The sequence below is a fragment of the Billgrantia sp. C5P2 genome (genome assembly GCF_051062895.2).
In genome coordinates, this window is sequence record NZ_CM128542.1 from 4622749 (window position 1) to 4635089 (window position 12341).

The following is a 12341-nucleotide window of genomic DNA, read 5'->3' on the forward strand; positions in this document are numbered from 1 at the left end:
GTTACGGTCTAGTTATGTACTACAGTGCATATATTGGTTAAAGTGCCCGTAGTATCACTTGCTCGTGCGTAGTTGTACGTACTTGTGAAGGTAGCAGCACTGCTCCCGTTTCGAAATATGAAAAACACAGCATATGAAACGCATTAGAATCGAACCGGCCTGGTCGTTCACCGACGAGGCCGGTAACCGCCTGGATCCACAGCTGTTCGGGCTGCTGCAGGGCATCCATCGCAGCGGCAAGCTGACCGCGGCCGCCGCCGAGGCCGGCATCTCCTACCGCCACGCCTGGAACCTGCTCAACAAGTGGGCGGACTTCTTCGGCGCTGCGCTGGTGGAGATGCAAAAGGGGCGCGGCGCGCAGCTCTCGCCGCTGGGCGACAAACTGCTGTGGGCACGCCAGCGAGTGGCCGCCCGGCTCGGCCCGCAGCTCGAGAGCCTGGGCTCGGAGCTGAACCTCGAACTGCAGCAGCTGTTCGAAGGCGTCGAGCCAGTACTGCGCATGCACGCCAGCCACGGCTATGCGGTGGCGTTGCTGCCCCGGTTCGCCAGCGACTTCCAGCTCGACCTGCAGTACTGCAGCCCGCAGGAGGCGCTGGCCGCGCTGAATCGAGGCGCCTGCGACGTGGCCGGCTATCACATGCCGACCTCGGCGACCCGCGGCCCGCTGATGCAGGGCTACCGCCGCCAGCTGCGCCCGCGCAGCCACTGCATCATTCGGTTCATCACCCGCTGCCAGGGGCTCATGGTGCGGCCGGGCAACCCCAAGGGCATCGCCGGCCTGGCCGACCTGTCACGCGGCGATGTGCGTTTCATCAACCGTCAGAAGGCATCGGGCACCCGGGCGCTGCTCGATATCCTGCTGCGCGACGCCGGGCTCTCGTCGCAACGGATCCCGGGCTTCGAGCTGGAGGAGTACACCCACTCCGCCGTGGCCGCCTACATCGCCGCCGGCATGGCCGACGTGGGCTTCGGGGTGGAAGCCGCCGCACATCAGTTCGGCCTGGCCTTCCTGCCCCTGGCTCAGGAGCACTATCTGCTGGTGTGCCAGCGGCGGAGCCTCACCGACCCCAGCGTCAAGCGCCTGCTGGAGATGATCCGCAGCGAGCCGTTCCTGCAAGCCGTCAGCGAACTGCCCGGCTACTCGCCGAATCGCTGCGGCGAGGTATGCAGCGTCGACGAGTTGTTCGACGAGACCGGAAACGCCTGAGCCTCGCCGGGGTCGACCTCAGTAGTCGACCACCACGTTGCCCAGCGGCTTGCTGCAGCAGGAGAGAATGTAGCCCTCGGCGACATCTTCATCGGTAATACCGCCATTGTGCTCCATGTCCACTTCACCGGACTTGAGCCCCACTCGGCACGTGCCGCAGATGCCCATGCCGCAGGCCTTGGGAATGTGCAGGCCCAGCTTGGCGGCGGCGGCGTGCACCGTCTCGCCCGGTTGAATGCGCACGCTCTTGCCCGAGCCGGAGAACTCGACGCTGAGCATGTCGGCGACATCGATCTCCTCGGCCTCGGCCTCGGCCTGTTCGGCCAGCTCCAGCACATCCTCGCGCACCTCCAGCGGTGTGGCGCCGAAGGACTCCTCATGATAGTGGCTCATGTCGAAGCCGTTATCGCGCAGGATGCGCTTGATCGCGTTCATGTAGGGAGTGGGGCCGCAGCAGAAGATCTCCCGATCCAGGAAGTCGGGCGCCATCAACTCCAGCATCGGCTGGGTCAGATACCCTCGATAGCCGGCCCAGGCCTCGCCGATGTCGTCCTTTTTTTCGCAAACGATATGCAACTTGAACTCGGGGATGCGCGAGAACATGTGCACGAGTTCGCGATGGTAGATGACGTCGCGCGGAGCACGGGCACTGTGGATGAACTCGACGTCGACGCTGGCGTTGGTGTCGAAGAACCAGCGAGTCATCGACATCAACGGCGTAATCCCCACGCCGCCGGAGAGGAACAGCACCTTGTCGGCGGGAAAGTCGATCGAGTTGAAATTGCCCACCGGACCATGCACCGCCAGCTCGTCACCGACCTTCATGTTGTCGTGGAGCCAGTTGGACACCCGGCCACCCGGCACCCGCTTGACGGTGATCGAGAAGCTGTAGGGAATCGATGGCGAGCTGGAGATCGTGTAGGAGCGCATGATCGGCTCCCCGTCGATCTCCAGTTCCAAGGTCACGAACTGCCCCGGTTTGAAAAAGAACAGCACCGGCTGCTCGGCCATGAAGCAGAAGGTGCGAACGTCCCAGGTTTCCTGGATCACCTTGACGCAACGCACCAAGTGGCGGCCGTTGGTCCAGGTCTGGGTCGTGACGGGGTTGAGAAAGTTCATGGTCATGTCGTGTCGCCTGGCATTGATCAGCGTGGAAGGCTCCGACTGCGGAACACCGCCTGCCGTTGAACGAATTCTGCGCCAGGCAGCAAGGCCACGACTTGCCTGACTACGACACGGGCATGCCCATGCTCCCCACCCGATGTGTCTTTTCTTCCTCCGCGCGTCGCGCCTGCATTCATCCTTGTCGTCGGCAGACAACTGGGCGCCCGGCGGCTGATCCACACTCGCCGTATTCGTACCCCGGCACCCACACAATGACGACGCCGAATCCCTGACGACATCAACACCAACAATCCGACCGATGCCGCAGACGCGGCCAGCAATGAGGAAGCTTCCATGGACACACTCTCCCCGGCCCCCCTGGACGACCCCCTGGATCCGGCGCGTCAGGCCACCGCCAAGATGCTTGCCGAGCGCACGCGCAACTTCTCGCTGCCCCAGCCCTTCTACAACGATGCCCGCCTGTTCGCCCTGGACATGCAGGAGATCTTCGGCAAGGAGTGGCTGTTCGCCGGCATGGCCTGCGAGATCCCGGCCAAGGGCAACTACATGACCCTGCAGGTCGGCGACAACCCGGTGATCCTGGTGCGCGGCGACGGCGGTGCGATCCATGCCTTCCACAACGTCTGCCGTCACCGCGGTTCGCGGCTATGCGTCAGCGACAAGGGCAAGGTCGCCAAGCTGGTCTGCCCCTACCACCAGTGGACCTACGAACTCGACGGCCGCCTGCTGTTCGCCGGCAGCGACATGGGCGAGAATTTCGATCTCTCCGCCTACGGCCTCAAGCCGGTCCACGTGCGCACCGGCGGCGGCTTCATCTTCATCAGCCTGGCCGAACAGCCGCCGGCCATCGACGACTTCCTGCTCACCCTGGAGCACTATCTCGAGCCTTACGAGATGGACAACGTCAAGGTCGCCGTGGAGTCGAGCATCGTCGAGCAGGCCAACTGGAAGCTGGTGATCGAGAACAACCGCGAGTGCTACCACTGCAACGGCGCCCACCCGGAGCTGCTCAACTCGCTGCAGGAATTCGACGACACCGACGACCCCCGCGCTACGCCAGCCTACAAGGCGCTGGTAGCCAAGAAGCAGTCCGAGTGGGACGAGGAGCAGATCCCTTGGCAGCTCAAGCGCTTCGGCAAGCGCAACCGGCTGACCCGCACCCCGCTGCTGGATGGCGTGGTCTCCATGACCATGGACGGCAAGCCGGCCTGCCGCAAGCTGATGGGCCGCCTGACCAGCCCCGACATGGGCTCGCTGCGCATCCTGCACCTGCCCAACTCCTGGAACCACTTCATGGGCGATCACTCCATCGTGTTCCGCGTCCTGCCGCTTGGGCCGCAGGAAACGCTGGTGACCACCAAGTGGCTGGTGCACAAGGATGCCGTGGAGGGCGTCGACTACAACCCCGACGAGATGCGCCGGGTGTGGGATGCTACCAATGCCCAGGACAAGCGCCTGGCCGAGGAGAACCAGCGCGGCATCAACTCCAAGGCCTATCAGCCGGGCCCCTACTCGGAAACCTACGAGTTCGGCGTGATCGACTTCATCGACTGGTACAGCGAGCGGATGCAGGAGAACCTGGGCCACAGCGCACCGCACCTGCATCTGGTAGGCGGCTAAGCCTCTCGTTTCACCCGACCGCAAACAATCGCCCCCGGCCTTGAGCCGGGGGCGATTGCGTTTTACTCGGGTTCGGACAGCGGTACGGGGACGCAGCCTGGGCTATGCGGCTAGCCGATAGCAGGCCGCAGATGGCTCGACAGCGCCTCACGCACCTCAGGCTGCATGACGCCGGTCTGGGCCTCCAGCTCGGCGACCAGCGCCGGCAAGCCGGGAACCCCCACCTCGGCTTGCCGCTGAGCGACAAGCCGAGCACATGTGTCGGGATCGGCATCGGCAGGTAGATCGATGCCCAGTGCCACCAGACGCTGACGGAAGTCTTCCGCATCGATCAAGTCGGCGTACATCATCTCTCTCACCACCTCCCGCTGTCGCTAGCCGTCGTTTACTCCTCTACATTACCCGCTCGGGCGTCAGGCAGCCACGCTGCCGTGGGGGTCGATGACGAATTTCTTCGCCGCACCGCCGTCGAAGTCGGCATAACCCTGCGGTGCCTGATCCAGCGAGATTATCTGCACGTTGACCGCATCGGCGATCTTGACCTTCTCGAACAGGATCGCCTGCATCAGCGGGCGGTGATACTTCATTACCGGGCACTGGCCGGTATGGAAGGAGTGGGACTTGGCCCAGCCCAGGCCGAAGCGCATGCTCAGCGCACCCTGCTTGGCGGCATCGTCCACGGCACCCGGGTCCTCGGTCACGTAGAGACCCGGAATGCCGATCTGGCCACCGGCACGCGTCATCTGCATCGCTGAGTTGAGTACGGTGGCGGGAGCCTCCTTGCCGTGGTTGCAACCACAGGCATGGGCCTCGAAGCCGACGCAGTCGACGAAGGCATCGACTTCGCGCTCGCCGAGAATCGCCTCGAGCTTGTCGGCCATGTCGCCATCCTGGGTCAGGTCGATGGTCTCGCAACCGAAGCTGCGCGCCTGGGCCAGACGCTCCTCGATCATGTCGCCGACGATCACGCAGGCCGCCCCCAGCAGTTGGGCCGAAACCGCCGCCGCCAGGCCCACCGGACCGGCTCCGGCGATATAGACGGTGCTGCCCGGCCCGACACCGGCCGTCACGCAGCCGTGGAAGCCGGTGGGGAAGATGTCCGAGAGCAGGGTCAGGTCACGGATCTTGTCCATGGCCTGGTCGGCATCCGGGAATTTCAGCAGGTTGAAATCGGCGTAGGGCACCATGACGTATTCCGTCTGGCCACCGACCCAGCCACCCATGTCGACGTAGCCATAGGCCGCGCCTGGACGCGCCGGGTTGACGTTGAGACAGATCCCGGTGCGGCCTTCCTTGCAGTTACGGCAACGCCCGCAGGCGATGTTGAAGGGTACCGAGACCAGATCGCCCGGCTGGATGAATTCGACGTCGCGTCCACACTCGACCACCAGGCCCGTGATCTCGTGGCCCAGCACCAGGCCGGACGGGGCGGTGGTGCGTCCGCGCACCATGTGCTGGTCGCTACCACAGATGTTGGTGGTGACCACCTTCAGGATCACGCCGTGGTCGCATTTGCGATTGCCGAGAGCGAGTTCCGGGTAGGGAATGGATTCGACGTCGACCTTGCCCGGGCCCTTGTAGACGACTCCGCGGTTGGCTTGGCTCATGGCTGGCTCCTTACGTTGTTATGCGGCTGACCGGACTGGATCACGGCGCCGAGGGGATGGCGCGAGGCCACCGAGCCAGCCTACGCCACACCTTGCACACCCCGTATACGCATAGGCGACGTCGTCATGCGTGATATCGCCATGTTCAAGCCTCCCCCAGATAACCGCAGGTCGCTTTCACGACACCACCGACTTCTCAGGAGGCGAACAATGAGCGGCCCGGGCGCACCAACGCCCCCGGCACCCGCGCAACACCAAGAATAATCACGAGGAACCCCCCATGAAGCATGACGATGCACCGATCCTCAAACCGGGGCAGGACAATGCCCAGGTGCTGGGGATGGATTTCCATCATCCCGTCTTCCCTCTCTCGGCCCTGGCCATCCTGGCCTTTATCCTCTATGCCCTGATCTATCCCGATGCCGCCAACAGCCACCTCACCGCGGCCCGCGGCTGGTCGATCGAATATTTCGACTGGCTGTTCATGATCGCCGGTAACCTCTTCGTGCTGCTGTGCCTGGCGCTGATCGCCATGCCGGTGGGACGCATTCGCCTGGGCGGCAGTCAAGCCCGGCCGGAATACTCCACGCTCTCCTGGTTCGCCATGCTGTTTGCCGCCGGCATGGGCATCGGCCTGATGTTCTGGAGCGTGGCTGAGCCGGTGGCTTACTACACCGACTGGTATGGCACCCCGCTCAATGCCGAAGCGCACACCCCGGCCGGAGCCAGCGCAGCCATCGGCGCCACCATGTTCCACTGGGGCCTGCACCCCTGGGCAATCTACGGCGTGGTAGGGCTGTCGCTGGCCTTCTTCGCCTACAACCGCGGCCTGCCGCTGACCCTGCGCTCGGCCTTCACGCCGATCCTCGGCGAGCGCGTGCGCGGCTGGTTCGGCCACATCATCGACATCGTCGCGGTGCTGGCCACCATCTTCGGCCTGGCCACATCGCTGGGCTTCGGTGCCTCCCAGGCGGCGGGCGGACTCAACTACCTGTTCGACATACCCAATACCATCGGCACCCAACTGGCCATCATCGTGGTGGTCACCGCCGTGGCCCTGTTCTCGGTGTGGCGCGGCATCGACGGCGGCGTCAAGCTGTTCTCCAACATCAACATGGTGATCGCCCTGGCGTTGCTCACCTTCGTGATCGTTACCGGAGGCGTGCTGCTGTTCGTCAACAACCTGTGGAGCACCACCCTGGCCTATGTCAGCCATATCGTCCCGCTCTCCAACTGGATCGGCCGCGACGACACCACCTGGTACCACGGCTGGACGGTATTCTACTGGGCCTGGTGGATCTCCTGGTCGCCCTTCGTCGGCATGTTCATTGCGCGGGTTTCCCGCGGGCGCACGGTGCGTGAGTTCCTGATTGCCGTGCTGCTGGTGCCGACCCTGGTTACCCTGGTGTGGATGAGCGCCTTCGGCGGCACCGCCCTGGGGCAGTCGGCCGCTGGCGTCGGCGCCCTGGCAGACGGCATCAGCGACGTCTCGCTGGCGATGTTCCAGATGCTCGAGCACCTGCCGCTGACCACTGTGACCTCCAGCCTGGCGATCCTGCTGGTGCTGATCTTCTTCATCACCTCGTCGGACTCCGGCTCGCTGGTGATCGACAACATCACCGCCGGCGGCAAGACCGACGCCCCCCGCGGCCAGCGTGTGTTCTGGGCGGTGCTGGAAGGCGTGATCGCCGGCATTCTGCTCTACGGCGGCGGCAGCACCGCACTGGGTGCGCTGCAGGCCGGCGCCGTGGCTACCGGGCTGCCCTTCACCCTGGTGCTGCTGGGCATGGCCTTCTGCCTGGTGAAGGGGTTGCTGGAAGAGCAGCGTGGGCTGGTGGCAGCCAAGCCGGCCTGATTCGCAAGCTTCCCTTCCTCTAACGCAACAGCCCCGGCTTCGGCCGGGGTTGTTGCGTTGTAGGCTTCTCGCCACGCCACCTCAGATCGGGCTCGACCTCGAGGGAACGAACGGGCATGGTAGTGGTTTCCATCCTGACCCCTCGTCGAGGTGGCAAGTGTGCCCCTCCCTGTCGTGTGGTCACGACGCGACGAGAGCCCATGGTCACCCAAGTCGAAGGAGGTAACACTGATGTCGACCCGGTTCACCCGATGCCTGGGCCTGGCCGGCCTGTTGTCGCTGCTGACCCTGCCCCCCCCTGCCTTCGCCCAGCAGACCTCGCCGGGGGCCGCCGATGCCGAAGTCACCACCGAGCAATTCCGTGACTGGGAGGTCGCCTGCCCAAGCGAGGGCGGAGGCATCTGCACGATGGGCCAGGTGGTCAACGAACCGGACAGCAACCAGCCTGTGATGGAGGTCGTGATGGCGTATCCGCCGCAACTCGACGGCCCGGCGATGACCTTCCTGCTACCGCTGGGGGTGCATCTCGCCTCGGGCCTGCAGCTCCAGGTAGGTGACGGAGAGCCGGTCCAGTTCCCCTACCAGACCTGTGTGCAACAGGGCTGCCGTGCCGACCTTCCCGTTCAACCATCCCTGCTGCAGGCATTGCGCAGCGGCAGTACGGCCACCCTGAGCCTGTTCGGCCCACGCGGCGACCGCATCGATCTGGATATCTCCCTGATGGGCTTCACCGACGCCAGCACCCGCATCTCGCCCTGAAGGCGGGGCCTCTCATACGAGAGCCCCGGCATTGCGCCGGGGCTCGTCGGGTCGCGGGTGACGCTTGCCGTTACCGCAGCACACCCTCCTCCTTCAATAGCTTGAAGATCGCCTCGGCGCCCTGCTCCGGCGTCACGTCGGTCAGCACCTGGCCACTGCCCCCTTCGGCCTTGGCCGCCGCGGCCTTGAAGCGCTCCCGCGCCGATGTCGCCTTGACGATCTTGAGCCGCTTGGGGCGTTTGCGGGCCGGGGCCACGCTCCACTCCGCCTGGGCCTCGTCCCACTCCACCGCGGCGGCTTCGACCTCGATCTCACCGCGCCGGGCCGGCCCGAAAGCGCTCTGGCGGGCCGTCGCGGCGGCGGCGTCGACGGTGACGATGGCCGGCAGCCGCACCTGAAGCCGGCGGCGCTGGCCGCGCGGCAGGGCCTGGAGCAATGTCGCCACGCCATTCTCGACTTTTTCCACGCCGGCCAGGCCACTGACCAGCGGCCAACCCAGCTGTTCGGACAGCAGGTAAGGCAGCATTCCGGAGCCCTCCCCCTGTTCGGCACGCTCACCGGCGATCACCAATTGCGGCCTTGCCTCTTTCAGCGTACCGGCCAGGGCGGGAATCACGTCGGCGCCGGACGGTTGCTCGACCAGGGTCAACTCCGGCAGGCCCATGCCCAGGTAGCCGCGCAAGGCATCCTCGCTCTGCTCGTCGAGCGTACCCGCATGCAGCAGTGTGATATTCGCTTGGCCGAGGGACATGGCCAGTTCCACACCACGGGCGTCCTGATCGGCGCGACGCGCACGACCGGTCACGGGATGCCGGCCGACCGAGACCAGTACCGCCACCTCGAGCACCGCTTTCTCCTGGGCTCCAGGTTGTTGAGCTTCAGGCTGCATCGCGCTTCTCCTCTCGTAGCCGCTCCACCATCTCGACCAGTGCCGCAAGTATGCCCGCCGAGTCACCGATTACCGCCAGGTCGGCGCGCTTGATCATGTCGCAACCCGGATCGAGATTGATCGCCACCACCTTCTCGCAGCTCTGGATCCCCTGCAGGTGCTGGATGGCACCGCTGATACCCACTGCCACGTAGACCCGGGCGGTGACCCAGGTACCGGTGGCGCCCACCTGGCGGTCGCGCGGCATGAATCCGTCGTCCACCGCCACCCGCGAGGCGCCTTCGGTCGCTCCCAGCACCTTGGCGGCATGATGGAATCCTTCCCACTCCTTGACGCCGTTGCCGGCGGAGAGGATGAACTCGGCTTCGGCCAGGGCCACGCCGGCCGGATCGACGGCCACCTGGCCGCGATCCTCGATACGCGCCAGCAGGGCAGGCAGCGGCTGCGGCAAGGCGAGCGACTGCGCCGCATGACGGGTCTCGGAGACCGGCTCGGCACATTCAGGCAAGGCCAGGGCGACACGCGGCAGGGCACGCTGGATATCGGTGGTGCCGGCGGCACCCCGACCCGTACAGCGCCAGCCCAGCGGGGCCGCAGCGTCGGGCTCGATCTGCCAGACGCCAGCGGCGGGCCGCTCCTGTAGGCGTGCCGCCAACCGCCGTCCCAGGTCGGCGCCGCCCAGCTTGGAGTCGGGCAGCAACCAGTGAGACGGGGCGTATTCAGCCTCGACGGCGGCGAGCGCCGCCAGGCGGGCCTCGGGTGCATAACCATCGAACAGCGCATCATCGAGATGCAGCAGGCGGTCGATGCCCGCCTCGCCAAATGCCTCCTCCTTGTGCTCGCCGAACACCACGGCCAGCACGGCGCCGGGGCGTTCGGGGTCGGCATCGGCCAAGCGCCGGGCCAGGCCCAGTAGGTCCTTGTCGTGGCCGGAGAGGCGGCCGCCGGGAAGTTCCGGCACCACCGTCACCAGGAAGGCCGGATCATCGATCGTCACCTGACGGCGGCTGTCCTTCGTCTCCGCCGTGCCGGTGACGGCAGGCCCACCCTGCTGGGCGCCGCTACGGTCGATGCGCTTGATGCCATTGGGGCCGATGAAACCCACCGCGTGTGGGTTCCTGCGGATCACCCCGTTGGGGCCCATCCACTCCGTCGCTACGGACGTGCCCTCGCCGAGTTCTGCCAGCACGCTCAGATGGTCGGGGTGCAGGCGGTTTCTGGCAATCCACTCCTTACGCGGATCGCGGCGCGGGATGTCGCTCATGGTGTCACCTCCTCGACGGATGGCTGCGCGACTCGGCTGTTACCTGAAGCAGCGGAACGCTCCACCAGGGCATCGGCCACCAGTTCGGCGATGTCGCGTACCTCGGCCGGACCGTCCACCACGCCTTCGAGCATGGCGGTGCACTGCGGGCAACCCACCGCGACCAGCTCGGCCCCGGTTTCGCGCACGTCGTTCATGCGCATGTCGGGGATCCGCTGCTTGCCGGGAATATCGGTAATCGGCGCGCCGCCGCCACCGCCGCAGCAGCGCGAGCGATAGCCCGAGCGTGCCATCTCGGAGACTTCGATGCCCAGCGCCCTGAGCACGTTGCGCGGGGCCTCATACTCGCCGTTGTAGCGGCCGAGATAGCAAGGGTCGTGATAGGTGACCTTGCCGCCTTTCCAGGGCGCAAAGTGCAGGCGCCCCGCCTCATACAGTTCGGCGATGTAGGTGCTGTGATGGCGCACTTCATACTTTCCGCCCAGTTCGCCGTACTCGTTGCCGAGCACGTGGAAGCTGTGCGGGTCGCAGGTGACGATGCACTGGAAGCGGTACTGCGACAGGGTCGCGATGTTGCGCCTGGCGAGCGACTGGAAGGTCGCTTCGTCACCCAGGCGGCGCGCCACGTCGCCGCTGTCGCGCTCCTCATTGCCGAGCACGGCGAAGTCGACCCCCGCCGCACGCAGCACCTTCACCAAGGCCCTGAGCGTCCTCTGGTTGCGCATGTCGAAGACACCATCGCCCAGCCACAGCAGCACGTCGACCTGACCCACCTCGCGCATCAGGGGCAGGTTGAGGTCCGCCGCCCAGTGCATGCGCGAGCCGGGATCGAAGCCGCCCGGGTTGTCGGTGGCGATCAGGTTGTCGAGCACCTCGGCCCCCTTGTTGGGGGTGTTGCCATGCTCCAGCGTCAGGAAGCGGCGCATGTCGACGATGGCATCGACGTGCTCGATCATCATCGGGCACTCCTCGACACAGGCGCGGCAGGTGGTGCAGGACCACAGCGTTTCGGCATCCACCAGCGCGGTGCCCTCGCGAGCCACGATCGGGCCGTGCGGGCTCCCGGCATGCTCACCGATCGGTTTGTCCGGGTAGGGGGAACCGGCGTAGTTGGCATCGCTGCCACCGGCCATGCCGACGACCATGTCCTGGATCAGCTTCTTGGGATTGAGCGGCTGGCCGGCAGCGAAGGCCGGGCAGGCCGCCTCGCAGCGGCCGCACTGGACACAGGCATCGAAGCCGAGCAGCTGGTTCCAGGTGAAGTCGCTGGGCGTCTCGACGCCGAGCGGGGCCTTGGGATCATCCAGGTTCAGCGCCTTGAGGCCGGTGGAGCGGTTGCCCTCACCGAAGCGCTCGGGGCGGCGATGGAAGGCCAGGTGCAGGGCACCGGCGAAGGCGTGCTTCATCGGCCCGCCCCAGGTCATGCCGAAGAACATCTCGCCCAGGCCCCAGGTCAGCACCGCGACCAGCGCCAAGGCGAGGATCACGCTACCCGTACCTTCGGGGAGGACGCCGACCGTCGGCAGGGTGATCAGGAAGACACTCAACGAAAACGCCATCAGGCTCTTCGGCAGCCGCATCCACGGCCCCTTGGAGAGCCGTGCGGGCGGATTGCGCCGCCGTTTGGCGACGAACAGGCTGCCCACGAACATCAGCGCACTGGCAGCCAGCAGCAGCCCGCCCAGCATGGGGTTGGCGAATCCCAGGCCATGCACCAGGATCATCAACACGGCAGCCGCCACGAAGCCGCCGGCGGTCGCCACGTGGGTATTGGACATGACCTTGTCGCGCGCCACCACGTGGTGCAGGTCCACCAGGTAGCGGCGCGGCATGGCCGCCAGGCCTTGAAGAATCGGGACTGGCGACGGCCGCCCCTGGCGCCACAGGCGAACGCGGCGGACGGCGCCGATGACCGCCAGTGCCAGGGCGGAGAAGATCAGTATCGGCAGGAGGGTGTCGAGCATGGTGCTCACCTCGTCTCATAAGCCGTTGGCTTTGGCATTAGCATTAGCGCC

At 65.9% G+C, this 12341-nt stretch carries 10 protein-coding genes; 4 read left to right on the top strand and 6 right to left on the bottom strand.

From position 1 onward, the window contains the following. The first annotated feature begins 133 nt into the window (after positions 1-133). Entirely contained in the window at positions 134-1207 is a 1074-nt protein-coding gene (locus ACRWQA_RS21550; RefSeq protein ID WP_446326228.1) for a substrate-binding domain-containing protein, read from the top strand. Positions 1208-1225: 18 nt separating this feature from the next. On the opposite strand, the gene gbcB is transcribed toward ACRWQA_RS21550, so the two are convergent. After that, a complete protein-coding gene (gene gbcB, locus ACRWQA_RS21555) occupies positions 1226-2332 on the bottom strand; it encodes a glycine betaine monooxygenase reductase subunit (RefSeq protein ID WP_263581754.1) in 1107 nt (368 codons plus the stop codon). A gap of 333 nt (positions 2333-2665) precedes the next feature. Between gbcB and gbca the strand changes: the two genes are divergently transcribed. Continuing rightward, the gene (gene gbca / locus ACRWQA_RS21560; RefSeq protein WP_263581755.1) at positions 2666-3952 is read left to right on the top strand and encodes a glycine betaine monooxygenase oxygenase subunit; all 1287 of its coding nucleotides are present in this window, start codon (positions 2666-2668) and stop codon (positions 3950-3952) included. Positions 3953-4062: 110 nt separating this feature from the next. Here the strand turns inward: gbca and ACRWQA_RS21565 are convergent, their stop codons facing one another. Both ACRWQA_RS21565 and fdhA read right to left on the bottom strand, forming a co-directional pair. After that, positions 4063-4302 carry a hypothetical protein gene (locus tag ACRWQA_RS21565; RefSeq protein WP_263581756.1) on the bottom strand — a complete coding sequence of 80 codons (240 nt, stop codon included), beginning with the start codon at positions 4300-4302 and terminating at the stop codon, positions 4063-4065. Positions 4303-4365: 63 nt separating this feature from the next. Beyond that, positions 4366-5559, bottom strand: a complete 1194-nt coding sequence (gene fdhA, locus ACRWQA_RS21570) for a formaldehyde dehydrogenase, glutathione-independent (protein WP_263581757.1) — start codon at positions 5557-5559, stop codon at positions 4366-4368. Between the two features lie 280 nt (positions 5560-5839). On the opposite strand from fdhA, the gene ACRWQA_RS21575 reads away from it, so the two are divergent. Continuing rightward, positions 5840-7414 (top strand): BCCT family transporter, encoded by a 1575-nt coding sequence (locus ACRWQA_RS21575; RefSeq protein WP_263581758.1) that lies wholly within the window; start codon positions 5840-5842, stop codon positions 7412-7414. Positions 7415-7645: 231 nt separating this feature from the next. Then, the gene (locus ACRWQA_RS21580) at positions 7646-8173 is read left to right on the top strand and encodes an invasion associated locus B family protein (RefSeq protein WP_263581759.1); all 528 of its coding nucleotides are present in this window, start codon (positions 7646-7648) and stop codon (positions 8171-8173) included. 70 nt (positions 8174-8243) lie between these two features. Here ACRWQA_RS21580 and etfB read toward each other — a convergent pair whose 3' ends face one another. From etfB to ACRWQA_RS21595, 3 genes are read right to left on the bottom strand one after another with little or no spacing between them, the layout of a single operon-like run. Beyond that, complete coding sequence (etfB, locus tag ACRWQA_RS21585; RefSeq protein WP_434229020.1) at positions 8244-9062, bottom strand: electron transfer flavoprotein subunit beta; 819 nt, start codon at positions 9060-9062, stop codon at positions 8244-8246. After that, positions 9052-10326: an electron transfer flavoprotein subunit alpha gene (gene etfA / locus ACRWQA_RS21590; RefSeq protein ID WP_434229018.1), complete on the bottom strand. Its 1275-nt coding sequence runs from the start codon at positions 10324-10326 to the stop codon at positions 9052-9054. Before etfA ends, etfB begins: the two co-directional genes overlap by 11 nt. Then, positions 10323-12290: a (Fe-S)-binding protein gene (locus ACRWQA_RS21595; protein WP_434229016.1), complete on the bottom strand. Its 1968-nt coding sequence runs from the start codon at positions 12288-12290 to the stop codon at positions 10323-10325. The genes etfA and ACRWQA_RS21595 overlap by 4 nt, the downstream gene beginning before the upstream one ends. Positions 12291-12341: the final 51 nt, after the last annotated feature.

Coding starts and splice junctions, on each gene's coding strand:
- gbca (WP_263581755.1), top strand. CDS start 2,666: ATGGACACACTCTCCCCGGCCCCCCTGGACGACCCCCTGGATCCGGCG.
- ACRWQA_RS21550 (WP_446326228.1), top strand. CDS start 134: ATGAAACGCATTAGAATCGAACCGGCCTGGTCGTTCACCGACGAGGCC.
- gbcB (WP_263581754.1), bottom strand. CDS start 2,332: ATGACCATGAACTTTCTCAACCCCGTCACGACCCAGACCTGGACCAAC.
- ACRWQA_RS21565 (WP_263581756.1), bottom strand. CDS start 4,302: ATGATGTACGCCGACTTGATCGATGCGGAAGACTTCCGTCAGCGTCTG.
- etfB (WP_434229020.1), bottom strand. CDS start 9,062: ATGCAGCCTGAAGCTCAACAACCTGGAGCCCAGGAGAAAGCGGTGCTC.
- etfA (WP_434229018.1), bottom strand. CDS start 10,326: ATGAGCGACATCCCGCGCCGCGATCCGCGTAAGGAGTGGATTGCCAGA.
- fdhA (WP_263581757.1), bottom strand. CDS start 5,559: ATGAGCCAAGCCAACCGCGGAGTCGTCTACAAGGGCCCGGGCAAGGTC.
- ACRWQA_RS21595 (WP_434229016.1), bottom strand. CDS start 12,290: ATGCTCGACACCCTCCTGCCGATACTGATCTTCTCCGCCCTGGCACTG.
- ACRWQA_RS21580 (WP_263581759.1), top strand. CDS start 7,646: ATGTCGACCCGGTTCACCCGATGCCTGGGCCTGGCCGGCCTGTTGTCG.
- ACRWQA_RS21575 (WP_263581758.1), top strand. CDS start 5,840: ATGAAGCATGACGATGCACCGATCCTCAAACCGGGGCAGGACAATGCC.